The following is a 26645-nucleotide window of genomic DNA, read 5'->3' on the forward strand; positions in this document are numbered from 1 at the left end:
AAATCTCTATAAATTATAACCGCTCTTTCAACCGCGTTTTCATTCCACACATAAAGAGTCATATTATCGCGGCCGTTTTCTTTGGCGAAAGCCTGCAAAAATCGATACAATTTTCGCTTATTTTGGGTTCACGCACTGTCGTATCCACGCATAAATCATCAATGAAAAGCGTTTTTTTCGGGTACTGCACTGCAATTTCAGGCGAAGATTGGATTTCGCAAAAAATATAGCCTTGCACGATATTTTGTTTGTCTTCTTTCTGCGTAAAAAACTGCTTGATAAACAAAAAGATATTTAGCGGCAGATTGATATGTAAGATATCAATACTTTGGGTTGATTGTTTTTATCGATAATTCCATTGCTGCCGAGCAATTTATACAGGCAATCGGAAGATTTAAATTGAACCAATGCCGATAATTCGCAGGATTATCGGCATTGTAGTTTATCAAGCGCGGATTATTTGCTCAGATCCACCCGATAAACCGCAAACCCGATATCATCATTGCCGACGAATTGCATCGGATATTGCGCATTTTCGGCAATGAAAGCGCGGGCTTTATCGCTAGGTGAGGTTTCAAAGCGAATATCCAGTTTAGTGGCGGTTTGGATCGGCGCCAGACGCCAGTTTTTATCCGCTTTCGGGCTGACTTGACCATGCGCTTTACTTTGACTGCTGATGTAATTGGCTAGAATCTGCCGGTTTTCGTCCGGCGAGGCAAATACGATATGGCTGTCGCCAGTGCCCGGGAATTTGTTGCTATAAGCGCGGTAATTGTTAGTGGCGATTAAAAACTGCGCATCGGCAGCAACCGGTTTGCCTTGATAGGTCAGCTTAATCACGCGTTGGGATTGTGGGTTGATCAGTTTGCATTCGCCGTCATAGCGCGCCGGCTGGGTAATATCGTATTGATATTCCACGCCGTCAATCACATCAAAATTATAGGTGCGGAAACCTTCCCAATCCAGCAAGCTTTGCGGTTTGTCGCTGTGCGGATCGATTTGGCGGAACATGCCAGCGCTGCATTCCAGCCACTCTTTCAGTTCTGCGCCGCTGACTTTGACTACCACCAGCGTATTCGGATAAAGGTATAAATCCGCCGCATTACGGAAGGTCAGTTCGCCCTTATTGACTTCGGTATAGCCGGTCGGATCATTTCTGCGGCCGCCTGCTTTAAACGGGGCGCCAGCACTAAGCACCGGAATGCCCGCCAGCTGCGGCAATGCTTGTAGCGCATTTTCCACATAGGCTTTTTGTGCCTGATTGACAATTTGGATAGTCGGATCATCCTGTACTAACGCCAGATAGCTGTACATATTATCGCTGGCTTTGCCAAGCGGTTGAGATACAAATTGTCGTGTTGCCTCATGCACCGGCTGTAAAAGTGCGGTAATTTCCGGATGATTTTCCACCGTCGCGGTTTTTTTCTCTGCATCGTAAATTGGGCGTAGCGCCGCTGTACCGTCGCTGACTAGCCATTTTCCGTTCTGTCGGGTTAAAGTCAGATCCAATACGCTGATATTGTTCGCCCAATATCCCGCCATGCTTTCCGGCACGCCTTTTACCGTTCCTTTTTGAATATCCGTATGCGGTGAGTTAGCAAATTCCTTATTCGGGAACAAGCGGTGCGAATGCCCGAAGATCACCGCATCAATACCTTTCACGTCCGCCAGATAAAACGCCGCGTTTTCCGCCCCTTCCCTGTAAGGTTCGTCGGACGGCCCGGTATGCGCCAGCGCGATGATAATATCCGCGCCCGCTTGTTTCATCAGCGGCACATAGTGCTGTGCGGTTTTGATAATATCGCGCGCTTGTGCTTTTCCTGCCAGATTGGCTTTATCCCACACCATGATTTGCGGCGGCACGAAACCGATATAGCCGATATTAAGCGTTTGTTTGTTGCCCTGTTCATCACGAATTTCTTTTGGCAAAATCACATACGGCGTAAACATCGGTTCATCCGTACCGGCTTTTACCACATTGGCGTTGACGATCGGAAATGTTGCCTGTTTGATGCTGTCGTTAAGATAGCTCAAGCCATAGTTAAATTCATGATTGCCGAGCGTTCCCGCGTCGTATCGCATCGCGTTCAGCACTGCGATTGCCGGGTTTTCCCGCCCTTCTTTATAGCCCACTGCAGCCTGATAATCGGCAATCGGATTGCCCTGAATTAAATCGCCGTTATCCACCAAAACGGAATTAGCCACTTCCTTGCGCGCCTGTGCGATCAAACTGGCGGCGCGGGTGAAGCCGAATTTTTCCGTCGGTGCGTCTTTATAGTAATCGAAATCGGTTAAGAAACTGTGTATATCGGTGGTGGCGATAATGCGTAATTTTGCCATGTTATTCTCTGTTGCTTGTGTATAACCGCCGGCGGTTAATACCAAAATTCCGGCGGCACCAAGTTTAAGAAATTGTCTTCTGTCCATTTTTATCTTCTCCTGCGCCTTTACAGACCTGTTTAACAGCGCAAACTATAATAAAATCCGCCGATTATTCTACAAAATAAATAGCGTTATGTGAGGAAAATCACACAAATTTATCAAGAAAACGATTGCGATTTTGGCAGGAGTGATAGTTTTTTAGGGAAAAATAACCGAGGTAACGGGAATAATTTAGGTAATAAAAAACCGCACGGGAAAAGTGCGGTCGATTTTTAGTTATTTTTGCGCACTGATATGATGGTGCGCTTGGGCGGCGAGAGACATATAATCGCGGTAGTCTTGTTCGCCGTCGGTCAGATTATCGTTAGTGTAATCTGCGCGGTTATCCACCGCACTTTTAGCGGATTTAGCCGTGTTTAATGCCATATAATCCTGATAATCCGCTTCGCTGTCGGGAGTATCGGCCATTACGTTCAGGGATAATGCGCCGGCAAAAAGTACAAGCGCCAGTTTATTAATTGTTTTCATATTGAATTCTCTGCATTGATGATTAACTGTTCATGTTGACGAACACACCTTGTTCGATGCAGTTGATTATAATCCGTTGCTTTATTATGATAAGACCGAATAAACCTAATTCTTTGTTAGGAATATCCTAATAATCGGAGCATGTCATGATGAACGGTTCAATTTTCGGTTATCTTGTGGTTTTTCATACCATTATCATTGAAGGCGGGATTGCCGCTGCCGCACGTAAACTAGAGCAGGCATCGCCGTCAGTCAGCCAGTCGCTGAAATCGCTGGAGCAATATATCGGTTTACCGCTGATTAACCGCACTACGCGCAAAATGGAGCTGACTGATGCGGGTCAGCGTTTATTTGACAGTACATTGCCACTGGTGCAGTCGCTGCATTTCGCCGTTGAAGACGTGCGCGATTTAAGCGAAATACCTTGCGGTAAAGTGCGCATTACCCTTTCCGATCTTCATTATTACAGTATTTTGCAACCGCACTATGCCGAGTTCTGCCGGCGCTATCCGCAGGTGTTGCTGGAAATTTCCATTAACAACGGCATAGTGGATATTCTAAAAGAAGGATTTGATGTGGGCATTCGCATGGGCGATCGGTTAGACGAGCATTTTGTCGCACGTAAACTGACAGAAACTGGCAAAATGGGCTTTTATGTATCCAAACGCTATGCCGAACAATATGGCGTGCCGAAAACGCTGGCTGAACTGAAACGGCATAAGCAGGTCGGCTTTCGTTTTACCACTTCAAATAAGCTGGCGGAAACCAATGTGTATGACGACGACGGCAAGCAGCTTACGCTGGATATTCCGCTTTCCATTATCACCAATAATATGATGTCAACGATCGATGCTGTTGAGCAAGGCATGGGGATCGGGCGGATTTTTAGCCTACATCCTTGCACTAAACATCTGGTGCCGGTGCTGCCGGATTATTGGATCATGTTTCCGCCTTCTTATCTTTTTTATTTGCAACACAGCCAGAAAGCGAAGCGGGTAAAAGTGTTTATTGATTTCTTATTGGAAAAAATGGCTCCCCACCGTTAGCAATGGCAGGCTTGCCGCGCAAAAGTGCGGTGGAAAATCCGAGCGTTTTCGGCAAAGGTCGATTTTAATCAAAAAATGCCCCGCACTTTTCTTGTTATGCTGGTTGTAAAGTGCGGTCGTTTTTTATACGGTTTATAAACATCCCTCGCGTTAAAGGATTTATTTGCCCGTGCCGGGATAAACAAATGGGCAGAATCATTTCGTGATTTTCACTTTTTGCTTTAAAGTGTAGAGAACGAAAGTAAAGCGATACGAAGGTGAAGAAATTATGCGGAAATGGATCCGAACGCTGTGGCTGCTGTGTTTATGCACTACGTTTGTGCAGGCGGCACAGCAGCCGATAAAATTTGCTCGTTTGGACTGGGAAAGCGGGCAATTTACCACCGCACTGCTGCGTATGATTATTGAAAAAGGCTATGGCTATCCGACAGAAGAAATTTCGGGTGCCGGTGTGGCGCTGGAAAATGCGCTGATTCAAAATGATATTCAGATTATCGCTGAGGTTTGGGTTGGGCGCTCGGAGGTGATGACGCGCGCGATTGCCGAGGGGCAGATCCGTATTGTCGGCGATACCCTAAAAGGCGGCGCCACGCAGGGCTGGTATATTCCGGATTATGTGCGGCAACAATATCCTGAATTGACAAGCGTTAATGATTTGCCGCGGTTTGCTCATTTGTTTCGTGACCCGAACAATCCCACACGCGCCCGTTTTCTGAATTGTCCCGCTGGCTGGACATGCGAAGTCTTTAATACTCGCTTATTGCATAATCTGAATCTGGATAAGCAGTTTAACAACGTGGCTACCGGCACCGGTTCGACGCTGGACAGTGAAATTTCCGCCTATTATGAACAGCGCAAGCCGCTGCTGTTTTATTATTGGCAACCAACCGGGTTAATGGCGAAATATCGTTTTGTACCTTTGGCGTTTCCGGATTTTGATGCGCGCTGCTGGACGCAATTGCTGGATGCGCAAAGCAAAGACAGCTGCGTGTCGGGTTTTCCGGTCTCGCGCTTGTCGGTTGCGGTATCCGCGCCATTTGCTGAAAAATACCCCGAATTGATTGCGTTTTTGCAAAAGGTGGAGTTGGATGCCGATACGCTGAATCGCCAGATTTTGATAATGAACGAACAACAGCACAACGGTGAACAACAGGCAACACAGTTTCTGGCGCAATATCCGCACTATTGGCGGCAATGGGTGTCTGCCGAGACGGCAAGTCGGCTGTCGGCACAATTTGCCGAGCAACATGCGGGCGCAACCTTTTTTCCGCAGTGGTCGATGCAAGAGCCGTTCAACCGCTGGCTGAAAAATACCGTTCATGATTACGGCGATTATTTCCGTCAGGTTAGTTTGATTTTGCAAAATTCGCTGCTTAATCCGGTGGAGCGGTTTTTTCTTGCCTTGCCGCCGTGGATGTTTATTTTATCGGTGTGTCTGGTAGTTTGGCACAGCACCAAACGTCGGCTGTTTACCCTGTTTAGCGGCGTCGGACTGTTTTTGTTGGGCGCATTGGGATTGTGGCAGGCATCCATGCAAACCGTGGCGTTAATGGTGGTTTCGATTGGTTTGACCGTAATTCTGGGGATTCCGCTGGGTATTGTGTTGGCTAAACAGCAGCGCTGTTATCGTTTCATCTTGCCGCTGCTTGATGTGATGCAGACTATGCCGAGCTTTGTGTATCTGATTCCGGTGCTGATGCTGTTCGGTTTGGGTAAAGTGCCGGCGATGTTCGCCTGTATTATTTACGCCATTGTGCCGTTAATTCGGTTGACCGTGCTGGGCATTCGTCGCATTGAGCCCGAATTGTTGGAAACCGGACGGGCGTTCGGCAGCAGTCGTTGGCAAATGCTGTGCTGGATTATTTTGCCGTCGGCTAAAGCGCAGATTATGGCGGGCGTGAATCAGACGGTAATGATGTCGTTGTCCATGGTGGTATTGGCGTCGATGATTGGTGCGGCGGGATTAGGACAGGTGATTTTGCAGGCGATTCAAACCCTCAATGTGGGACAGGGATTACAGGCGGGCGGCGCCATCGTTGTGCTGGCGATTATTGTCGATCGCATTACGCAAGGTTACGGAGGCAAACAGTGAACGACGGAAATCCGGTGGCGGACAACATGAACAGTATTGAATTTAATCGGGTTACTAAATATTATGGCACCCAACCGGCGCTGGAGCAGGTCAGCCTCGCGCTGCCGGCGGGCAAAATCAGTTGTATTATGGGGTTGTCCGGCTCCGGCAAGTCCACTTTGTTGCGTCATATTAACCGTTTACTGGAACCGACTGAGGGTGAAATTCTGATTAACGGAAAAAATCTAGCGCATTTTGATCTGAAAACCCTACAACAATTTCGCCGCAATCAGGTCAGCATGGTGTTTCAGCATTTCGGTTTGCTGCCGCATTTGTCGGTGATTGAAAATATTGAATACGGTTTGAAAGTTAAAGGGGTTAACCGTCTTGAGCGGCATAAGCGGGCGCGCAGCTGGCTGAATGAAGTGGGGCTTGCTGATAGTGCCGAAAGTTCGGTGCAGGCATTGTCGGGCGGTATGAAACAACGGGTCGGCATTGCCCGAGCGTTTGCCTGCGATACGCCGATTCTGCTGATGGACGAACCCTTTTCCGCATTGGATCCGATCACCCGCGACAGCCTACAGTCGTTATTATTGACGTTGCAGGCGAAATGGCATAAAACGATTGTGTTTGTCAGTCATGACCTTGATGAGGTGCGCCGACTGAGCGATTTTGTGGTGCTGCTGGAAAAAGGTAGAGTGATTCAACGCGGCACTTTTGAGCAGTTGCAAAATAATCCGAACAGCGATTATACCGCGCAGTTTATGCAAAAACGCCTGCGCGATAATGAAGAAAACGGATAGTCGATGCAACAATAACAAAACATCCCGCGCCGATAATTGGTAACGGGCGGGATGGTGATTGGCGAGAGTCGATATATCATCGCCTTATGCGCAAAAGTGCGGTGCTTTTTGCCGACGTTTTTATTCTTTCGGCAAGCGTTTGATGGCGTAAACCAGCCCGCCCCAGATAATCACCAAGGCAACGACCATCATAATGATTGCACTGCTGTTCATGTTATTCTCCTTTTTTCTGCATCAGTTCTTCATTTTTCCATTTTAAGCGGGAAAGCAGGAACGAAATGATCACTAAGCTGACCGACATTCCCCAGCCGAAGATATTTACAAACCAACTTGGATAGCCTTCATAGCCTTCGGAGAAGACTTTGGCACCTTCGCTCAACAGCATAAAGGCGAGAATACCGGTGGTGATAACGATACACAAACGCCAGAAAAAGCCCACTTTAAATGAGGAAGTTTCGTTCAAATGTGCACCCAACACCCCGAGTTTTTCGTTGGCGACAATAGCAATCAGGGAAACAAAAGCAACGGCGACAATACCGAAATAGTTGATGAATTTATCCAGCACGTCCAGCATTGGCAAACCGGTGGTGGTGCCGAACAGCATAACCGAAACGAACATCATCGGAATACCGACGATAAAGGTGGTTTTGATGCGGCGGGTTCTTAATTTATCCTGTACCGCGGAGATAATCACTTCAATCACTGAAATAAACGAGGTCAGTGCAGCGAAAGTTAAGGAACCGAAGAATAGTACGCCGAGTACATGACCGAACGGCGCCTGATTAATAATGGTTGGGAAAGCGAAAAATGCCAAGCCGATACCGCCTTTTGCCACTTCGCTCACTTCCTGACCGGCGGCGTTTGCCATAAAACCGAGTGCGGCGAACACGCCGATACCCGCTAGCAGTTCAAAGCTGCTGTTGGCAAAACCGACCACTAAACCGGAACCGGTTAAATCCGAATCTTTTTTCAGATAGGAGGCGTAGGTAATCATAATGCCGAAGCAGATCGACAGCGAGAAGAAAATCTGCCCGTAAGCGGCGATCCACACGCTTGGGTCAGACAGTTTTGACCAGTCCGGTGTGAATAGCGCATTCAGCCCTTTAGCCGCACCCGGCAGGAACAACGAGGAAATCACCAAAACGATAAACATGATAACTAACAGCGGCATTAAAATGCTGGATGATTTAGCAATACCTTTCTGTACCCCCAGCGCCAGCACACCTAAAGCAACCAGCCAAACCGCAATCAGTGGTCCGGTAACCATGGCGACGAAATCAAAGCTGATGCCTTGGGAAATATCACCCATTTTCAGAAATTCACCGATAAAGAAATCAATCGGTTTATCGCCCCACGCGGAGGTAAAGGAAAAATACGTATAGCTTGCCGCCCAGCCGAGCACGACGGCGTAATAAATACCGATGATCACATTCACCATTACCTGCCACCAGCCGAAAGTTTCAAAATGGCGGTTAAAGCGGCGATAGGATAAGGGCGCTCCGCCGCGGTGGCGGTGACCGATGGCGTAATCCAGAAACAGCAGCGGAATACCTGCGGTGAGCAGCGCGATCACATAAGGCACGATAAACGCGCCGCCGCCGTTTTCATAAGTGACATAAGGGAAACGCCAAATATTGCCAAGACCGACAGCGGAACCGATCGCGGCGATGATAAAGGCTCTGCGGCCTGAGAAAGTTTCTCTTTTAGCAGTTGACTGAGCCATATTACTACCTTTTTTATTGTTAAATGAATGTCATAAGGGTTAGGAATATAGCGCAATATTATTTCTAGTCAATAGTTAAAAATATTATCGGCAGAGGGTTTTTATTTGTTTTTCTAGATTACAGTGCTGTTTTTATAATTTGTTTTGGATAGATATTCTGAATTTTTTAATAAATTAATTTATCTTGCTAAAAACTGCGAAAACCGCCGAATAAAACGCTAGGGATAAAAAAGCGTATTTTATTCGCTATTTTCGCAACAATTGATCAATTATTTGAGGTTTTAGCAGAAATGATTCAGCAGCGGATTAATATCTGGCATAACGCCGCGCCACACGTAAAAGGAATGTGCCGCCTGTCCGAGCAACATACCGAATCCGTCATGGCAATGTTGCACGCCGAGACTTTTGCACCACGCAAGAAATGGCGTATCTGCCTCTTTGGCGTATTGCATATCGTAAACCGCACCGGCTTGCTGCACAATCCGCGCCTCAATATCTACGGTTTTGCCTTGTAGACCTAAAGACGTGGCGTTGATGATCAAATCAAATTGTTGCAGCGGGATGGCATTTATCGCTAATGCCTGAATTGTACCGTAACGGGCAAAATTTTCCGCCAGTGCTTGTGCTTTGCTTAAGGTGCGGTTTGCGACGGTCAGTTGCTGGCGCGCCTGTAATAATGGTAACAGCACGCCTTTGGCAGCACCGCCAGCACCTAAAATCAGCACCGATTGATGCGCTTTCAGCAGGTTTAAACGCTGCAAGTCGCTAACCAAACCGGCGCCGTCGGTGTTATCGGCATAGAGGCTGCCGTCCGCCTGTTTTTTCAGCGTGTTGCAGGCGCCAGCACTCAGACAGCGTTCGCTGTGGCAATCCGCCAGCTGAAATGCCCGTTCTTTAAACGGTGCGGTGATATTGCAGCCCTGTGCACCGGCGGCAAAAAAGTCGCTGAGTTGGCGTTCAAATTGCTGTAAATCGCCCAGCCTTGCCGTATATTCCAATTGTTGATGACATTGTTTGGCGAACAGCCGGTGAATTTGCGGGGATTTGCTTTGTGCAATCGGGTTACCCCAAACCGCGTATTTATCCATAATTATCCTTGTCTGATCAATTGATCGGTCAGCAGATCACGAATTTCCGACGGATTTTTCGCCTGTCCGATTGCCATTTCTAACACTGGAAAATCCGCCCCGAACTGTGTTTTAACCGCCTGCGCACTTCGGCAGGGCGGCAGTCCGCTTAAATTGGCACTGGTGGAGGTTAGCGCAAAGCCGGTTTGTTCGCACAACAAGCGCACCGCTTCATGTTGGCACAGACGGATTGCAATACTGTCGAACCGTCCGGTTAAATATGTCGGCACAGCGGGCGCGGCAGGAACCAGCCAGGTGGTCGGGCGCTCATAACGGGTGTTGAGGCGCTGTAGCTGGCTGGCGTTGAGCTGATTAATATTGATAAAAGGTTGTAGATAACTCAAGGCTGGTGCGACTAAAATCAAGCCTTTTTCCACAGGGCGTTGCTTTAAAACCAGTAATTTTTTTACCGCACTTTCACTGAGCGGATTGCAGCCCAGACCGAATACGGCTTCGGTGGGATAAGCGACAACCTGATTTTGTTTGAGTTGTTCAACAATAAATTGAACATTGGATTGTTGTTGTGTGTTCATAATGCTGTTTCAAAAATATGCCGGCAGCCGCGTGCAGCGCATTGCCAAGTGCGGTGGGTTTCGCTTTCTTTTTTTAAGCTACACACCTGTCCGCCACATGCCGGACAAGTGATAGCATAAGGTTGGTCGGCTAAAGTGAATTTACACTTCGGGTATCGGCTGCAACCGTAGAATATTTTTCCCTGCCGTCCGCGTCTCGGCACTAAATTACCCTGCCCGCATGCCGGGCAACCGATTGCCTGTTGCGGCGGCGGAGTTTCTTCTTGTACCACGAAATGACATTGTGGATAGTTGCTGCAACCGATAAACATGCCGTAACTGCCTTGTTTTAACTGTAACCAGTGACCGCACTGCGGGCAGCGCTGAGTCAACGATTTAATGATTTTATTTTCATGTTGCGGATGTAAGGGTTTGAGGTAATCGCAGTGCGGATAATGGCTGCAACCTAAAAACAAGCCTTTTTTGCCTTTTTTCATCACCAGCGGTGAACCGCACTGCGGGCAACGCTCGGTCTGTTTGGTTGGTTGAAAAAGACTGTTGTTCATAAGGCGTTCCGGTATCAAAATTGGGTTGGTTAGGTGTCGCCGATAAGCCGTCTATGTTGGCGCCGGCGTACCGTTTTTGCTTTTACCGTCAGCAATTTTAAGCGACAATACACAGGAAAGCAACGTATCGACAATGTGTCGTTTTCATGGCAGCAGTATGCCCGCATGACATAACAGCTGTGCGGTTTCAAATACCGGCAGCCCCATAATGCCGGTAAAACTGCCTTCAATATGGTGGACAAAAACGCCGCCCATGCCCTGAATGCCATAGGCGCCCGCTTTATCCAGCGGTTCTTTGCTGGCAACATAGCGCCGAATTTCATCTTCCGTCAGCGCCTTAAAGCATACCCGGCTGATTTGCGTGAGGCAATGCCGCTGACCTTGATGAAATAGGCAGACAGCGGTTATTACCTGATGGCTGCGCGCAGACAGGCTTGCCAGCATTTGCACGGCATGCGCCTCGTTACGCGGTTTGCCGAGAATCCGCCCTTCCGCCACCACGATAGTATCGGCGGACAGAAACGGTAAGTGCGGTGGTTTTTGTCGCTGTTTTTGCCACAGTGCCAGCGCGGCGCTGTTTTTTTGTTGCGCCATGCGCAGCACATAAGCGGACGGGCATTCGCCGCTGAACGGGGTTTCGTCCGTTTCGGCGCTGAAAACCTCGACCTGCAATCCGAGCTGTTGCAGCAGCTGTAAGCGGCGCGGACTGTTGGAGGCAAGATAAAGCTGAGTGGTTGACATAAAATCAGTTGGCGGTTTATTCAAAAAGAAATTAGTTTATACTTAAGCGGCAAAATAAGGAATAGCTATGCTTGAATTTACTCAGAATCAATGGTTAGCGGCGCTGCTGTGTGTTTTGCTGGGCTTGGTGTTGTTGTTTATCTGCATCCGGCGTAAACAGGAAATTCAGCGCCTACAACAGGATTTAAATAAAAATATTAATGATTACAATCAGTTACTGGAAAAATATGAGCAGCTGTCGCAGCAAAAAATGTTGTCGGAACAAGGGCTGATTAAAGCGCAGACCACCGCCGACGGATTGCAGGTACGCTTGCTGGAGCGGGATGACAAAATCGCATATCTGCAACAAGAACTAGACCAAGAGCAAGCCCGGCATGAAACCGTCGCCGCCCATATTACCGCGTTAAATGAGCGTTTTGGCGCAGCCCGGGCGCAAGCGGACAGTTTAAGTCGGCAGCTTGAGCAAAGCCGTGACAGTTTGGCGCGCAAAGAGCGGGAATATTTCGATTTAAACGAAAAAAGCACCGCACTTTTGCGTGAATTGACGGCACTGAAAACCAGTCTAACGGAAAAAGAAAAGCACTTCGCCGAACAGCAGCAGAATTTTAATCAGACCAAACAGCAGCTTGGTGTCGAATTTCAGAATCTGGCGAACCGGATTTTAGAGGAGAAAAGCCGCAGTTTCAGTCAAAGCAACCAATCGGCGCTAGACAGCCTGCTAAAACCGTTTCGGGAGCAAATTGAGGGCTTTCAAAAACGGGTTAATGAAATTCATTCCGAAGCCGTGAAAGGCAACGCGGGATTGGAGGCGGAAATCAAAAAAGTGTTGCAGGTCGGGTTGGCTATGTCGCAAGAGGCCAATAATCTGACTTCGGCGCTGAAAGGTGAGAAAAAAACGCTGGGCAACTGGGGCGAGGTGCAACTTGAACGGGCGCTACAGCTGGCAGGGTTAGTTAAACATGCCCATTACAGCGCGCAGGCGCATTTCAAAGATGCGCAGGGCAAGCATAATTATCCAGATTTCATCCTGAATTTGCCCGACGATAAACATATTATTATCGACAGTAAAATGTCGTTGGTGGCGTATGAAAGTGCGGTCAACACCGAAGATGAAAGCAAACGGCAGCATTTTCTGCGTGAACATATTAAAGCCCTGCGCCATCATATTGATGATTTGTCGCATAAGGATTACAGCAACCTGATCGGCATGCGCAGCCCGAATTTCGTGCTGATGTTTATTGCGCTGGAGCCGGCTTATATCGAAGCGCTGCAAATAGACGGCACCCTGTTTAATTACGGCTATGAAAAAAATGTGATCATGGTTTCCCATACCACTCTGATGCCGATTTTGCGTACGGTGGCGAACCTGTGGCGCATTGAGCGCGGCAATCGGGAGGCGAAAGAAATCAGCGAAAAAGCCGGCGAGATTTATAATCAAATCTGTTTGGTGGCGGAGCGTCTAGCAAAGCTGGGCAGCACGCTTGCCACCGTCAGCACGCATTATAACAGCACCGTCACCGCACTGGTGGGGCAGCAAGGTCTGGCGGGCAAAGTTGGACGGTTTAAGGATCTATCCGCCAAAGCCACCAAAACGTTGCCGGACGTGGCGCTGCTGCATCATGATTTGGAAGTGGAAAAATTGATAGCTATAAAAGCCGAGGATGAAACGGCGGAATCGGGCGGTTGATCTTCCCGCCAAGCGATGAATGTCACTTAACTAATAAAAAGCATAACAATATCATTTTGTTATGCTTTTTAGCGAGTTCGTTTACTCAACCATTTTCTTCAGCTGGTATAAATACGTCAGTGCCTGTTTGGGGCTCATGTCGTCGGGATCCAGTTTTTCCAGCATTGCCAGTACGGCGTGTTGGCATTCGTCTTCTTCCATTAAAGCAAGTTCGCCCTGTGTATGTTGGTCGGTCAGCACTGCACGCGGCTCGAGGCTGCTGTTTTGCAGCGAGAGTTTTTCCAGCTGTTTGAGTTTTTGTTTCGCCAGTTTAATCACCGGCTGCGGCACGCCTGCCAGCGCGGCGACGGCAAGCCCGTAACTTTTGCTGGCTGCTCCGTCTTGCACGCTGTGCATAAAGGCGATAGTGTCGTTGTGTTCCAGGGCGTCGAGGTGAATGTTGGCAGTGCCGGGTAGCTGTTGCGGCAATACGGTCAGTTCAAAATAATGGGTGGCGAATAAGGTCAGCGAGCGGCGCTGTGTTGCCAACCATTCCGCACATGCCCAAGCAAGGGATAAGCCGTCGTAGGTGGATGTGCCACGCCCGATTTCGTCAATCAGCACTAAACTGTGAGCGCCGGCTTGATGCAAAATATTCGCCATTTCGGTCATTTCCACCATAAATGTCGAACGCCCAGATGCCAGATCGTCGGAGGCGCCGATGCGGGTAAATATACGATCAATCGGACCGATAAGCGCGCTTTCCGCTGGCACGAAACTGCCCATATACGCCATTAAAGTAATCAGTGCGGTTTGGCGCATATAGGTACTTTTCCCGCCCATATTCGGACCAGTGATAATCAGTAAATGGCGCGAACCGTCCAACTGCACGGGATTGGCGATAAAAGGCGCTTTCAGCACCTGTTCCACCACCGGATGACGCCCTTGTTGAATATTGATGCCGATCTGTTCGCTGAACTGGGGTGGCACATAATTCAGCGTTTGCGCCCGTTCTGCCAGATTGGTTAACACATCCAGCTCCGCCAGCGCCAGCCCGGCGCGCTGTAATGCGCCCAAGTGCGGTAATAATTGGTCGAAAATTTCTTCGTAAAGCTGTTTTTCCAGCGCCAGAGAGGCGCCTTTGGCTTTAAGCACTTTATCTTCGTAGGTTTTCAGCTCGGGAATAATGTAACGCTCGGCATTTTTCAGGGTTTGACGGCGAACGTAATGAATCGGCGCTTTGTGCGTCTGCCCCTGACTGATTTGAATATAATAGCCGTGTACGGCGTTAAAGCCGATTTTCAGCGTATCGATGCCGGTTGTTTCCCGTTCCCGTTTTTCCAGATCTTCCAAATATTGCGTGGCGCCCTCGGCCAGCGAACGCCATTCGTCCAGTTCGGCGTGATAACCGGTGGCGATTACGCCGCCGTCGCGAATGAGCAGCGGCGGATTATCAATAATTGCCCGTTGTAGTAAATCTAATTGTGCTGAAAAATCGTCTATTTGTTGTGAAAGTGCGGTCAAAATTTGACAACTTTCGCCTTGTAGCAATTGTTTGAGAGAGGGAATTTGTTCCAGCGCAGCGCGCAGGCGGGTTAAATCGCGCGGGCGCGCAGAACGCAGCGCAATGCGTGCCAGAATCCGTTCCATGTCGCCGACCTGCTGCAAATGCGGCTGCAATTCGCTGATCAGATCCTGTTGTAAAATGGCACTAATTTTTTGTTGGCGCTGGCGTAGTTTGTCGATATCGCGAATCGGTTGATGAATCCAGCGTTTAATCAGACGGCTGCCCATCGGAGTGACGCATTTATCCAGCACCGATGCCAGCGTATTGTCCGTACCGCCGGCAAGATTTTGGGTCAGTTCCAGATTGCGCCGAGTCGCGGCATCTAACTGAATGTTATCGCTGTTTTGCAGCAGGCTGATAGATTGAATGTGCGGCAACGCGGTGCGTTGGGTTTCCCGTGCGTATTGCAGCAGACAGCCAGCAGCACACAGTCCCAGCAGTGCGTTTTCTACGCCGAAACCGCGCAGATCGTTGGTGCCGAATTGGCGGTTTAATTGCTGGACGGCGGTTTTTAATTCAAATTCCCAAATCGGGCGACGACGTAAACCTTTTGCCTGTTCAATCAGCGACATCTCGGCAAAATCTTCGCAATATAGCAACTCGACCGGCTGAATCCGCTGTAATTCTGCCTGTAGGCTCTGTTTGGAGTCTGGCTCGCTGAGCTGAAAACGCCCAGAGGTCATATCCAATGTGGCCAGACCGAAGCGTTCTTTTTCTTGATATACCGCCGCGATCAGGTTGTCCTGCCGTTCCGGCAGGAGCGCTTCGTCGCTTACTGTACCGGGGGTGACTACGCGCACGATTTGGCGTTCCACTGGTCCTTTCGCTGTGGCCGGATCACCGATTTGTTCACAAATCGCCACACTTTCGCCGAGCTGCACCAGTTTTGCCAGATAGCCTTCCACCGCGTGATAAGGCACGCCCGCCATAGGAATCGGCTGTCCTGCTGATTGTCCGCGTTTAGTCAGTGAAATATCCAGCAACGCCGCCGCTTTTTTGGCGTCATCGTAAAACAGTTCGTAAAAATCGCCCATGCGATAAAACAGAAGAATATCGGGATTTTCTGCTTTCAAACGAAGGTATTGCTGCATCATTGGCGTATGCTGATCAGTATTTTTGTCTAATTTCATTAAGTTATCCGTTTTTATTATTTGATTGTCCGATTATTTTCGGCGCGCTGCGATTTTATAACGAACCTTGATTGAGCGGTAGAATACGCTAAACGATAATCGAATTATTGTATGGGCAGCGCAATAAAAAAGCCACTGATAACTGAAATGTATAATCAATCTTTGTGGTCGGTAGATAAGGAAAATGCTGTGCACTAAAAGCATTGATCACCGTTTGACACAGCGATCAATGCAACATTGATGGGCGGTTAATGGCTGAATTTGTTAATCGCCGCGGCGATTTCCTGATCGCGATAAATCGCCTGTACCACCTCAGAGAAGGTTTGGTTTAACACTTTCTGAATTTCGTCGTTTTTCGCACTGAACGCACCTTCTTGCGTTCTGGTACCGCCGATTTTCTTGGTAAATTGTCCTTTGGCGCCCTGTACCTGTACATTCAGCTGTATGCTGGAATCGATTTTATAACGCAAATTGCCCTGTTCGACTTTGGCATAAAAATTCGTCACGTCGACCAATACGTTGCTGTTAGATTGCGCCGGCGTGGCGGCAATGCGGAAGCCTTTGGCATTCAAATCCTGTTTGATTACCTGATCAAACAGTTGGGTCACGGTCGGTTCGGCAAACAGTTTAAACACGTTGCCGTCGATTACATAACTGGATATTTCAGGTTGTGTACGCGCATCACGCGTTGCGACATTCAGCACCGCATTCTGGTTTGCTGCGTTAAACTGCGTCGTCGGTGCCGGCGGCGTGAAACGTAATGTACTGCTCGGTTGGCTTTGGCAGGCGCTCAGTAGCACCGCGCCGGCTATGAATACGGCGGCGGAAAGTTTTTTAAAACCCATAATTCACCTCAATAGTCAAAAAAAGTGACTGTTATTCTTGCAAACTTCCCGTCTAATGTATAGTCTCTGGGCGCGAAAAGCAGCAAAAATTTATTAAGGAAATAAGATGTCCAAACAACAGGAACTCGAGGCTAAAATTCATGCCGAATTTGCACCGCACTTTTTGCACATTGAAAACGAAAGTCATCGTCACAGTTCGGGGCGCGGCGGTGAGTCGCATTTTAAGATCGTGCTTGTCAGTGCGTTATTTGCCAGCATGCCGAAAGTTGCGCGTCACCGCCGTATTTATCAATTGCTGGCGGCGGATTTACAAAACGGCATTCATGCGCTGGCATTACATACTTACAGTCCGTCGGAATGGGAAAATCTAAACTGTCAGATTCCACCGTCTACCAATTGCGCTGGCGTCGGGCAGTAATGCGCAGTCGGCTACCTCATTGTCGGTACGGCAGGATTTTTTCGTGAGATGAAAAGTTGATTTTTGGCAAGTATTCTATTTTTTTTTCGCAAAAACACTGAAAAATGCCGTGCTTAAGTGGAATGAACTTTATTATTTGGTTAAAATGAGTCGCTAATTTTTACGAAATTTTAACGTTATATTTTGTTCACAAAATAGACGCTCGACACAACAGAATTTGAGTTTTAAATTTTATATGGTTGGAGAACTATTATTACTATTTTGTCATGTTTGCAGATAGTCCGGATAGCTCTGAAAATCATTACTCAAGACGAGGTTGCCGCCTTTTGACCGTTAAGCGATAAAAGTGCGGTAACTGTATTTTTAATCTAACGAAAAGTAGTGCAAACAATATGATTACGATTAAAAAAGGCTTGGATCTTCCTATTGCGGGAAGTCCGGAACAAGTAATCCGTAGCGGTAACACCGTTACCGAAGTTGCCTTGCTTGGCGAAGAATATGTGGGAATGCGTCCTTCCATGAAGGTGCGGGAAGGCGATGTGGTGAAAAAAGGTCAGGTGCTTTTTGAAGATAAAAAGAATCCCGGCGTGCTTTTCACCGCGCCGGCAAGCGGAACCGTCAGCGCGATTAATCGCGGTGCCAAGCGAGTATTACAATCCGTAGTAATTCAAATTGCAGGTGATGAACAAATCACTTTCGCTAAATATTCCGCCGCCGAGCTGAATACGCTGAGCGCCGAACAGGTTCGTCAAAATCTGCAAACTTCGGGTTTATGGACCGCACTTCGTACCCGTCCGTTCAGTAAAATTCCGGCGGTTGATGCGGTACCCGCCTCGATTTTTGTCAACGCCATGGATACCAATCCGCTAGCGGCAAATCCGGAAGTGGTGTTAAAAGAACACGAACAGGACTTTACCAACGGGCTGACCGTATTAAGTCGGCTGCATGAGGGCAAATTACACCTCTGTAAAGCCGCTGGCAGCAGCATTCCGACTGTCGAGTTGCCGAATCTGGCGGTACATGATTTCAGTGGTCCGCATCCGGCCGGGCTAAGCGGTACGCATATTCATTTCATTGACCCAGTCGGCGCCGCCAAATCGGTTTGGTATATTAATTATCAAGATGTTATTGCTATCGGTAAATTATTTACCAGCGGCGAACTATATACCGGTCGGGTGGTGGCGTTAGCCGGCCCGCAGGTGAAAAATCCCCGTCTGATTTACACTCGACTTGGCGCCAGACTGGATCAACTCACTGCAAATGAATTGAAAGACGGTGAAAATCGTGTGATTTCCGGTTCTGTGTTAAGCGGTCATACTGCTGCCGGCCCGGTAGATTATCTGGGGCGCTATGCGTTGCAGGTGTCGGTGATTGCCGAGGGCCGTGATAAAGAGTTTTTGGGCTGGATTATGCCGGGCGCGAATAAATTCTCAATCACCCGCACCGTATTAGGTCATTTCGGACATAAGTTGTTTAACTTTACTTCCGCCTTGAACGGCGGTCATCGCGCAATGGTGCCGATTGGCGCTTATGAGCGGGTAATGCCGTTGGATATTATTCCGACATTATTGCTGCGTGATTTAGCCGCAGGCGATACGGACAGTGCGCAGGCATTAGGTTGTTTGGAGCTGGACGAAGAGGATCTGGCGTTATGCACGTTCGTTTGTCCGGGTAAAAATGAATACGGCCCGATGCTGCGCGCAGCGCTGGATAAGATCGAGAAGGAAGGTTAAAAATGGGTTTAAAACATCTTTTAGAGAAAATGGAACCTGCATTTTTACCGGGCGGTAAATATGAAAAGTGGTTCGCATTATACGAAGCGACGGCGACATTTTTATATACGCCGGGTACGGTAACGACAAAAGCGTCCCATATCCGCGATGCGTTGGATTCGAAACGCATGATGGTATTGGTCTGGCTGGCATTGTTTCCGGCGATGTTCTACGGTATGTTCAATGTCGGAGAACAGGCGATTGCTGCGTTGAATGTCGGCGATTTCGCGCAGAATCTGGCGCAAAGTGTGGTTAGCGACTGGCATTTTGCTTTAGCCAATGCGCTGGGTCTGGTTACATCGGATGCCGGGGTGCTGGCAAAAATGGCGCTGGGAGCGATTTTCTTCCTACCGATTTATTTGGTCGTCTTTTTGGTTGGCGGTTTCTGGGAAGTCCTGTTTGCCATGGTGCGTAAACATGAAGTCAACGAAGGGTTTTTCGTCACCTCCATTCTGTTGGCGTTAATCGTACCGCCGACATTGCCGTTATGGCAGGCGGCACTGGCGACGACCTTCGGTGTCGTGGTGGCGAAAGAGGTGTTCGGCGGTGTTGGTAAAAACTTTATGAACCCGGCGCTAGCGGGGCGTGCGTTTTTATTCTTCGCATATCCGGCACAGATTTCCGGCGATATGGTATGGGTTGCCGCCGACGGCTTTTCCGGCGCTACCGCATTGTCTCAATGGGCAAGCGGCGGTGAGGCGGCATTAAAACATGTTGCGACTGGGCAGCCGATTACTTGGATGGATGCCTTTTTAGGTAACCTGCCGGGTTCTATCGGCGAAGTGTCCACCTTTGCGCTGTTAATCGGAGCGCTGGTTATTGTGGTCGCCCGCATCGCATCTTGGCGGATTATCGCCGGTGTGATGATCGGTATGATCGCCACTTCAACCTTGTTTAATGTTATCGGCTCAGCCACTAATCCGCTATTTGCTATGCCGTGGTACTGGCATTTGGTGTTAGGCGGTTTTGCCTTAGGTATGTTGTTTATGGCAACCGATCCTGTTTCCGCCGCATTCACCAATAAAGGTAAATGGTGGTACGGTGCCTTGATCGGTGTTATGGCGGTGCTTATCCGTGTAGTAAATCCGGCATATCCGGAAGGCATGATGTTGGCTATTTTATTCGCTAACCTGTTTGCGCCGTTATTCGACTACATTGTAGTTCAGGCAAATATTAAACGTCGGAGAGCACGCAATGGCTAAATTTAATAAAGACAGTATCGGCGGAACAATCTCGGTTGTTGTGCTGCTAAGTTTGGTTTGTTCCGTTATTGTAGCGGGTTCGGCGGTATTGCTGAAACCGACTCAGGAAGAACAAAAACAACTTGATAAACAAAAGAATATTCTCAGTGTCGCCGGTTTATTAAAAGCGGATACCAAAACCGGGCAAATCAAAGAGATTTTCGCTAAAAATATTGAAGCCCGCTGCGTTGAGTTGGATAGCGGTGATTACACTGATTGCCCGGCTAACTTTGATGCTAAAGCGGCAGTGAAAGATCCGAAACAAAGTCAGGCGCTTTCCGCCGAAGAGGATCAGGCCGGCATCCGCAACCGCGCTAATCTGGCGGAAGTGTATTTGGTCAAAGGTGGTGACGGGCAGGTTTCACAGGTCGTATTGCCGATTTACGGGCGCGGCTTATGGTCAACCATGTATGGTTTTCTGTCCGTCCAGCCGGATGGCAATACCGTCAACGGTATTACTTATTACGAGCATGGTGAAACGCCGGGATTGGGCGGTGAAATTGAAAATCCGCGCTGGCAGGCGCAATTCGCCGGTAAGAAATTATTTGACGGCGATAAGGCGGCATTATTTGTCGGCAAAGGTGCTGCATCCAATAAAGAACACGGCATTGATGCGATCTCCGGTTCGACCTTAACCAGTAACGGGGTGAATAATTCCTTTAAATTCTGGTTGGGTCAGAAAGGATTCGGTCCGTATTTGGCAAAATTAAAAGCGGGGGCTAACTGATGGCTGGTTCAAATCTTAAAAAGTTATTGTTCTCACCGGTAATTGATAACAACCCGATCGCATTACAGATTTTAGGTATCTGTTCTGCGCTGGCGGTAACGACGAAACTTGAAACCGCCGTGGTAATGGCAATCGCGGTAAGTTTGGTTACGGCGTTTTCGAGTTTCTTTATCTCGTTAATCCGTAACTATATACCGAACAGTATCCGTATTATCGTGCAGATGGCGATCATCGCCTCGCTGGTTATTTTGGTGGATCAGATTCTGCGCGCTTATGCCTATGATTTATCAAAACAATTATCCGTTTTCGTCGGTTTGATTATTACCAACTGTATCGTAATGGGACGTGCGGAAGCATTCGCGATGAAATCGGCGCCGGTGGAAAGTTTTGTAGACGGCATCGGCAACGGTTTGGGGTACGGCGCTATTTTGGTGACTGTCGCCTTTATTCGTGAATTAATCGGTTCCGGTAAGTTATTCGGTATGACCGTCTTTCAAACTCTTCAGGACGGTGGCTGGTATCAGACTAACGGTCTGTTCTTACTTGCGCCGAGCGCATTCTTTATCATTGGTTTCTTAATCTGGGGTTTAAGAACGTGGAAACCGGAACAGGTGGAGAAATAATCGATGGAACATTATATTAGCTTATTTGTTAAATCCGTATTTATCGAAAATATGGCGCTGTCTTTCTTCCTCGGAATGTGTACGTTTCTGGCGGTGTCGAAAAAGGTGTCCACCGCGTTCGGCTTAGGGATTGCGGTGATTGTGGTATTGGGCATTTCCGTACCGGTGAACCAACTGGTGTATTCTTTAATTCTTAAAGACAGTGCGTTGGTAGAAGGCATTGACTTAAGTTTCCTGAACTTCATTACCTTTATCGGGGTGATCGCTGCGTTAGTGCAGATTCTGGAAATGGTGTTGGATAAGTTTTTCCCCGCTTTGTACAACGCATTGGGGATTTTCTTACCGCTGATCACCGTAAACTGCGCAATCTTCGGTGGCGTATCTTTTATGGTACAGCGCGATTATAATTTCGCCGAATCGGTTGTGTACGGCATTGGCGCAGGTACTGGCTGGATGCTGGCGATTGTGGCACTGGCAGGGATTACTGAGAAAATGAAATATGCCGATGTACCGGCCGGTCTGCGCGGTTTAGGGATCACCTTTATCACCGTAGGTCTGATGGCGCTCGGCTTTATGTCGTTCTCAGGTATTCAGTTGTAAGAAAGGGGATAGACAATGGAAATTACTCTTGGTATTGCGATGTTCACGGTGATCGTGTTGGTTTTAGCGGTGATTATCCTATTCGCTAAATCCAAACTGGTAAACAGCGGTGACATTACAATTGAAATCAATAACGATCCGAGCAAAGCGATCAGCCTGCCTGCCGGTGGTAAATTATTAGGTGCGCTGGCAAGCAAAGGTATCTTTGTGTCCTCGGCTTGCGGCGGCGGTGGTTCCTGCGGTCAATGTGTGGTAAAAGTTACCGATGGCGGTGGCGATATTCTGCCGACCGAGCTTTCCCATATTTCTAAGCGTGAAGCGAAAGAGGGCTATCGCCTTTCCTGTCAGGTTAACGTGAAGAACAGCATGAAAATTGAATTGCCGGAAGAAGTGTTCGGAGTGAAAAAATGGGAATGTACCGTTATCTCCAACGATAACAAAGCCACTTTCATTAAAGAGCTGAAACTGGCGATTCCGGAAGGCGAAGAAGTGCCGTTCCGCGCCGGCGGGTATATTCAAATTGAAGCCGAACCGCATACGGTTTACTATAAAGACTTCGATGTGCCAGCGGAATATCACGAAGACTGGGATAAATATGATTTATGGCGCTATGTGTCTAAAGTGGACGAGCATATCATCCGGGCTTACTCCATGGCGTCTTATCCGGAGGAAAAGGGCATTATTATGCTGAACGTGCGTATCGCTACACCGCCTCCGCGTAATCCTGATGTGCCGCCGGGTCAAATGTCCTCTTATATCTGGTCACTGAAACCGGGCGATAAAGTAACGATTTCCGGTCCGTTTGGCGAATTCTTTGCCAAGGATACCGATGCAGAAATGGTGTTTATCGGCGGCGGTGCCGGTATGGCGCCAATGCGTTCGCATATTTTCGACCAGTTAAAACGTCTGCATTCCAAACGCAAAATTTCGTTCTGGTACGGCGCACGTTCCAAACGCGAAATGTTCTATGTGGAAGATTTCGATAAATTGCAGGAAGAAAACCCGAACTTTACTTGGCATGTGGCGTTGTCCGATCCGTTGCCGGAAGACAACTGGGACGGCTACACCGGCTTTATTCACAACGTGCTGTATGAGAATTATCTGAAAAATCATGAAGCGCCAGAAGACTGTGAATATTACATGTGTGGACCGCCGGTCATGAATGCCGCGGTTATCGGCATGCTGAAAAACTTGGGTGTAGAAGACGAAAACATCCTATTAGATGATTTCGGCGGTTGATAAACCACGAACCTTAAAAAGAGCGGTCAGAAATCTGACCGCTTTAACCATTATTCGGCAGGCAAAACGCTAAATCCTTTCTTGTATTGCAACCGGTATTTAACCGATAAATAGGATAAGGAGAAAATTATGTTCAGTGTCCAGCGTATTTATGATTTCGTCCCGCAGGAAAATCAATGTGCGGTGTTCGTTGACCGGCTTTATCCGCGCGGCGTGCGTAAGGCGTTGTTTCAGCATTGTTTATGGCTGAAATCCGTTACGCCGTCCAATGCCTTGCGCAAATGGTTTCATCAGGATCCGGACGCCAATTTTGACCTGTTCAAAGTGCAATATCGTCAGGAGTTGCTTGGAACCGAACAACAGCAGGGATTGGCGCAGTTAAAAGCGTTAGCGCAGCAGCATCATAATGTGTTGTTGCTAAGTGCGGTGAAAAATCCGCAAAAAAGTCACATTCCGGTGTTGCTGGAAGAATTAAACAAATAATCCATTTTAATGCCACAGGTATTTCTATTTTGCAATGAGATATTCAGGCATTTCGACATTATGAAAAGAAAACAACTTGTTATCTGGTTTTGCGCGCTGGTATTCACTTTGAGCTTGAGCGCCTGCAAGAAAGCGCCGGAGATTATCAGCCTGAGCGGCAAAACCATGGGTACCACCTATCATATTAAATATATCAACGATGATGATGCGACCCAGCCGGTCGAACAGACCCACGAGCAGATCGAAGCGATTTTAAAAGACGTGAATGACAAAATGTCCACCTATATTCCGAGTTCGGAGCTCAGTCGCTTTAATCAGTATCGGCAAACAGACACGCCGGTTGAAATTTCAGCTGATTTGGCTACGGTTATCAAAGAAGCGCTGCGTTTAAATCGTATCACCGAGGGCGCGCTGGATATTACCGTTGGACCGTTGGTGAATTTATGGGGATTCGGTCCGGAAAAACGGGTTGAAAAACAACCGAGTACGCAGCAATTGGCGCAGCGGCAGGCATGGGTCGGCATTGAAAAGCTGAAATTAATAGAAAAGGACGGGCATTTTTATCTTGAAAAAACCGTTCCCGAACTCTATGTTGATCTTTCTTCCATTGCCAAAGGCTTTGGTGTCGATAAGGTCGCGCAATATATTGAACATATCGGCATCGATAATTATTTGGTAGAAATCGGTGGCGAAGTACGTGCCAAGGGGCGCAATATTGAAGGAAAACCATGGCAAATCGCCATTGAAAAACCGACTTTTGACGGCTCAAGAGCGGTGGAACAGGTGATCGGACTGGGTAATTTGGCAATGGCGACATCGGGCGATTACCGTAATTATTTTGAAGAGAACGGCACACGTTTTTCACACGAAATTGATCCGAAAAGCGGTTACCCGATTCAGCACCACCTTGCCTCAATTACGGTGTTGAACCCATCGTCAATGAGCGCCGACGGATTATCCACCGGTTTGTTCGTATTAGGTGAGGATAAAGCGCTACAAGTGGCGGAACAATACGATTTGCCAGTGTATCTGATTATTAAAACGGGAGACGGCTTCAGCACCAAAATGTCTTCCGCATTTGAAAAACTGATCAATAACAAGGAATAACTTATGCAATTATTTTTAATCACGTTCGGGCTATTTATTCTGGTCATTCTCGGGATGTCATTAGGCTATATCGTAAAGAAAAAATCCATCGCTGGCAGCTGTGGCGGTATTTCCAGCCTCGGGCTAAAAAAAGTCTGCGACTGTGAAGAACCTTGCGATAATCTGAAAGAGAAAGTAGCGAAAGGTGAAGCGGATCCGGCAGAGTTAGCGCGCTTTAATAAAAATCAAACACAGTTTTACGAAGTAAAATAATTTTTCGGAGCAGTGCATTATGCCTTACGTGAATATCAAAGTGACCGGCGGCGAAGAAGCGCCGAACGCGCAACAGAAAGCCGAGCTTATCCGCGGGATAACCGATCTGCTACAGCGGGTATTGGGTAAAAATCCGGAAACCACGGTGGTAGTTATCGATGAAGTGGATATGGATAACTGGGGCATTGGCGGCGAAACTGTCAGCCGGCGGCGTCAGGCAAAATCATCCGAATGAAACCGAACCGCAAAACTTTATCAAAAACGACCGCACTTTTGTGCCGGAGAATATCATGAAATCAGAAACTTACCGACAGCATTCGCCGATATTGAGCGCGGCGCAGGTTGCCGATAACAGCCGCAAAAAAGTGATTGTCGGCATGTCGGGCGGAGTGGATTCTTCCGTCTCCGCTTTCATTTTGCAGCAGCAGGGCTATCAGGTTGAAGGCCTGTTTATGAAAAATTGGGAAGAAGACGACGACACTGATTATTGCACCGCCGCGGCAGATTTAACCGATGCGCAGGCAGTGTGCGATAAGCTGGGCATTCGTCTGCATAAAATTAATTTTGCCGCCGAATACTGGGACAACGTATTTGAACATTTTCTGGCGGAATATAAAGCCGGCCGCACCCCAAATCCGGATATTTTGTGCAACAAAGAAATCAAATTCAAAGCCTTTCTGGATTATGCCGCAGAAGATCTGGGCGCCGATTATATCGCTACCGGACATTATGTGCGCCGGCGCGATGTCAACGGGCAGACGCAATTGCTGCGCGGTTTGGACAATAATAAGGATCAGAGCTATTTTCTCTATACCCTAAGTCATCGTCAGGTGGCGCAAAGTCTGTTTCCGGTCGGCGACATTGAAAAACCGATAGTGCGCGCCATTGCCGAAGAGCTGGGGCTGGTTACCGCGAAGAAGAAAGATTCTACTGGCATTTGTTTTATCGGTGAGCGTAAATTTAAAGATTTTCTGGCGCGTTTTCTGCCGGCACAACCGGGCGAGATTAAAACCACTGAGGGCGAAATTATTGGCCGTCATGACGGTTTGATGTATCACACCCTTGGGCAGCGTAAGGGGCTCGGCATCGGCGGCATTAAAGGCAAAGATGAAAACGCGTGGTATGTGGTGGAAAAAGATCTGCAAAATAACGTGTTAGTGGTGGCTCAGGGGCTGGATAATGCCGCCCTGCTTGCCAGCGGATTAATTGCTCAACAATTGCATTGGGTGGATCGCCGTCCTTTGAGCCAACCGTTGCGCTGTACGGTGAAAACCCGCTATCGTCAGACGGATATTGCCTGCACAGTTATTCCACTGGCGGACGATTGTATCGAAGTCCGTTTCGATCAGCCGCAAATTGCCGTCACACCAGGGCAATCCGCCGTATTTTACCAAGACGAAGTTTGCCTTGGCGGCGGCGTGATAGAACGGCAAATCAAATAATGTATTGACTATTCGACCAAAGTGCGGTGAAAAA

Annotated in this window: 26 protein-coding genes; 16 read left to right on the forward strand and 10 right to left on the reverse strand. The window is 48.1% G+C overall.

Annotation, left to right across the window (positions count from 1 at the left end; genetic code table 11):
• Positions 1-456: 456 nt before the first annotated feature.
• Together cpdB and BN3349_RS07615 are read right to left on the reverse strand one after the other, a co-directional pair.
• Complete coding sequence (cpdB, locus tag BN3349_RS07610) at positions 457-2427, reverse strand: 2',3'-cyclic-nucleotide 2'-phosphodiesterase (protein WP_040976740.1); 1971 nt, start codon at positions 2425-2427, stop codon at positions 457-459.
• A gap of 231 nt (positions 2428-2658) precedes the next feature.
• Positions 2659-2910 carry a hypothetical protein gene (locus tag BN3349_RS07615; protein ID WP_040976741.1) on the reverse strand — a complete coding sequence of 84 codons (252 nt, stop codon included), beginning with the start codon at positions 2908-2910 and terminating at the stop codon, positions 2659-2661.
• Positions 2911-3056: 146 nt separating this feature from the next.
• Between BN3349_RS07615 and BN3349_RS07620 the strand changes: the two genes are divergently transcribed.
• The 3 genes from BN3349_RS07620 to BN3349_RS07630 all read left to right on the forward strand — a co-directional run bounded on the left by BN3349_RS07620 (position 3057) and on the right by BN3349_RS07630 (position 6830).
• Positions 3057-3956: a LysR family transcriptional regulator gene (locus BN3349_RS07620; RefSeq protein ID WP_306456850.1), complete on the forward strand. Its 900-nt coding sequence runs from the start codon at positions 3057-3059 to the stop codon at positions 3954-3956.
• A gap of 268 nt (positions 3957-4224) precedes the next feature.
• Positions 4225-6048, forward strand: coding sequence for a glycine betaine ABC transporter substrate-binding protein (locus tag BN3349_RS07625; RefSeq protein ID WP_040976742.1), 1824 nt, complete (start codon positions 4225-4227; stop codon positions 6046-6048).
• Positions 6045-6830 carry an ATP-binding cassette domain-containing protein gene (locus BN3349_RS07630; RefSeq protein ID WP_052461931.1) on the forward strand — a complete coding sequence of 262 codons (786 nt, stop codon included), beginning with the start codon at positions 6045-6047 and terminating at the stop codon, positions 6828-6830. Before BN3349_RS07625 ends, BN3349_RS07630 begins: the two co-directional genes overlap by 4 nt.
• A 120-nt stretch (positions 6831-6950) precedes the next feature.
• Here BN3349_RS07630 and BN3349_RS07635 read toward each other — a convergent pair whose 3' ends face one another.
• The 6 genes from BN3349_RS07635 to BN3349_RS07660 all read right to left on the reverse strand — a co-directional run bounded on the left by BN3349_RS07635 (position 6951) and on the right by BN3349_RS07660 (position 11499).
• The gene (locus BN3349_RS07635; protein ID WP_032107888.1) at positions 6951-7043 is read right to left on the reverse strand and encodes a methionine/alanine import family NSS transporter small subunit; all 93 of its coding nucleotides are present in this window, start codon (positions 7041-7043) and stop codon (positions 6951-6953) included.
• 1 nt (position 7044) lies between these two features.
• Complete coding sequence (locus tag BN3349_RS07640) at positions 7045-8553, reverse strand: sodium-dependent transporter (RefSeq protein ID WP_040976743.1); 1509 nt, start codon at positions 8551-8553, stop codon at positions 7045-7047.
• Positions 8554-8834: 281 nt separating this feature from the next.
• On the reverse strand, positions 8835-9641 hold the full coding sequence (gene aroE / locus BN3349_RS07645; RefSeq protein WP_040976744.1) for a shikimate dehydrogenase: 807 nt from the start codon (positions 9639-9641) through the stop codon (positions 8835-8837).
• Positions 9642-9643: 2 nt separating this feature from the next.
• Positions 9644-10213 carry an L-threonylcarbamoyladenylate synthase type 1 TsaC gene (gene tsaC, locus BN3349_RS07650; protein ID WP_040976745.1) on the reverse strand — a complete coding sequence of 190 codons (570 nt, stop codon included), beginning with the start codon at positions 10211-10213 and terminating at the stop codon, positions 9644-9646.
• A complete protein-coding gene (locus tag BN3349_RS07655; protein WP_040976746.1) occupies positions 10210-10758 on the reverse strand; it encodes a DNA topoisomerase family protein in 549 nt (182 codons plus the stop codon). The genes tsaC and BN3349_RS07655 overlap by 4 nt, the downstream gene beginning before the upstream one ends.
• A gap of 144 nt (positions 10759-10902) precedes the next feature.
• Positions 10903-11499: a Maf family protein gene (locus tag BN3349_RS07660; protein WP_040976747.1), complete on the reverse strand. Its 597-nt coding sequence runs from the start codon at positions 11497-11499 to the stop codon at positions 10903-10905.
• Between the two features lie 67 nt (positions 11500-11566).
• On the opposite strand from BN3349_RS07660, the gene BN3349_RS07665 reads away from it, so the two are divergent.
• Positions 11567-13186: a DNA recombination protein RmuC gene (locus BN3349_RS07665; protein ID WP_040976748.1), complete on the forward strand. Its 1620-nt coding sequence runs from the start codon at positions 11567-11569 to the stop codon at positions 13184-13186.
• An 81-nt stretch (positions 13187-13267) separates the two neighbouring features.
• Here BN3349_RS07665 and mutS read toward each other — a convergent pair whose 3' ends face one another.
• Both mutS and BN3349_RS07675 read right to left on the reverse strand, forming a co-directional pair.
• Positions 13268-15862 carry a DNA mismatch repair protein MutS gene (gene mutS, locus BN3349_RS07670; RefSeq protein WP_040976749.1) on the reverse strand — a complete coding sequence of 865 codons (2595 nt, stop codon included), beginning with the start codon at positions 15860-15862 and terminating at the stop codon, positions 13268-13270.
• A gap of 248 nt (positions 15863-16110) precedes the next feature.
• Positions 16111-16707 (reverse strand): YajG family lipoprotein, encoded by a 597-nt coding sequence (locus BN3349_RS07675; protein WP_040976750.1) that lies wholly within the window; start codon positions 16705-16707, stop codon positions 16111-16113.
• A gap of 106 nt (positions 16708-16813) precedes the next feature.
• On the opposite strand from BN3349_RS07675, the gene BN3349_RS07680 reads away from it, so the two are divergent.
• The 12 genes from BN3349_RS07680 to mnmA all read left to right on the forward strand — a co-directional run bounded on the left by BN3349_RS07680 (position 16814) and on the right by mnmA (position 26611).
• Positions 16814-17125 (forward strand): BolA family protein, encoded by a 312-nt coding sequence (locus BN3349_RS07680; RefSeq protein WP_040976751.1) that lies wholly within the window; start codon positions 16814-16816, stop codon positions 17123-17125.
• Between the two features lie 392 nt (positions 17126-17517).
• Complete coding sequence (locus tag BN3349_RS07685; RefSeq protein ID WP_040976752.1) at positions 17518-18858, forward strand: Na(+)-translocating NADH-quinone reductase subunit A; 1341 nt, start codon at positions 17518-17520, stop codon at positions 18856-18858.
• A 2-nt stretch (positions 18859-18860) separates the two neighbouring features.
• On the forward strand, positions 18861-20099 hold the full coding sequence (locus BN3349_RS07690) for an NADH:ubiquinone reductase (Na(+)-transporting) subunit B (RefSeq protein WP_040976753.1): 1239 nt from the start codon (positions 18861-18863) through the stop codon (positions 20097-20099).
• Positions 20092-20865: a Na(+)-translocating NADH-quinone reductase subunit C gene (locus tag BN3349_RS07695; RefSeq protein WP_040976754.1), complete on the forward strand. Its 774-nt coding sequence runs from the start codon at positions 20092-20094 to the stop codon at positions 20863-20865. Before BN3349_RS07690 ends, BN3349_RS07695 begins: the two co-directional genes overlap by 8 nt.
• Positions 20865-21488, forward strand: a complete 624-nt coding sequence (locus BN3349_RS07700) for an NADH:ubiquinone reductase (Na(+)-transporting) subunit D (protein WP_032107901.1) — start codon at positions 20865-20867, stop codon at positions 21486-21488. Before BN3349_RS07695 ends, BN3349_RS07700 begins: the two co-directional genes overlap by 1 nt.
• A gap of 3 nt (positions 21489-21491) precedes the next feature.
• Complete coding sequence (gene nqrE / locus BN3349_RS07705) at positions 21492-22088, forward strand: NADH:ubiquinone reductase (Na(+)-transporting) subunit E (RefSeq protein WP_032093184.1); 597 nt, start codon at positions 21492-21494, stop codon at positions 22086-22088.
• Between the two features lie 15 nt (positions 22089-22103).
• Positions 22104-23327, forward strand: coding sequence for an NADH:ubiquinone reductase (Na(+)-transporting) subunit F (gene nqrF, locus BN3349_RS07710; RefSeq protein ID WP_040976755.1), 1224 nt, complete (start codon positions 22104-22106; stop codon positions 23325-23327).
• A 129-nt stretch (positions 23328-23456) separates the two neighbouring features.
• Positions 23457-23810 carry a DUF488 domain-containing protein gene (locus BN3349_RS07715; protein WP_040976756.1) on the forward strand — a complete coding sequence of 118 codons (354 nt, stop codon included), beginning with the start codon at positions 23457-23459 and terminating at the stop codon, positions 23808-23810.
• Positions 23811-23870: 60 nt separating this feature from the next.
• The gene (locus tag BN3349_RS07720) at positions 23871-24917 is read left to right on the forward strand and encodes an FAD:protein FMN transferase (RefSeq protein WP_040976757.1); all 1047 of its coding nucleotides are present in this window, start codon (positions 23871-23873) and stop codon (positions 24915-24917) included.
• Positions 24918-24920: 3 nt separating this feature from the next.
• Entirely contained in the window at positions 24921-25169 is a 249-nt protein-coding gene (gene nqrM / locus BN3349_RS07725; protein WP_032107906.1) for a (Na+)-NQR maturation NqrM, read from the forward strand.
• Between the two features lie 19 nt (positions 25170-25188).
• Complete coding sequence (locus tag BN3349_RS07730; RefSeq protein ID WP_040976758.1) at positions 25189-25404, forward strand: tautomerase family protein; 216 nt, start codon at positions 25189-25191, stop codon at positions 25402-25404.
• A gap of 55 nt (positions 25405-25459) precedes the next feature.
• Positions 25460-26611 (forward strand): tRNA 2-thiouridine(34) synthase MnmA, encoded by a 1152-nt coding sequence (mnmA, locus tag BN3349_RS07735; RefSeq protein WP_040976759.1) that lies wholly within the window; start codon positions 25460-25462, stop codon positions 26609-26611.
• Positions 26612-26645 lie beyond the last annotated feature (34 nt).

This window comes from Necropsobacter massiliensis, from assembly GCF_000827595.2.
Classification (GTDB): Bacteria; Pseudomonadota; Gammaproteobacteria; order Enterobacterales; family Pasteurellaceae; genus Necropsobacter; species Necropsobacter massiliensis.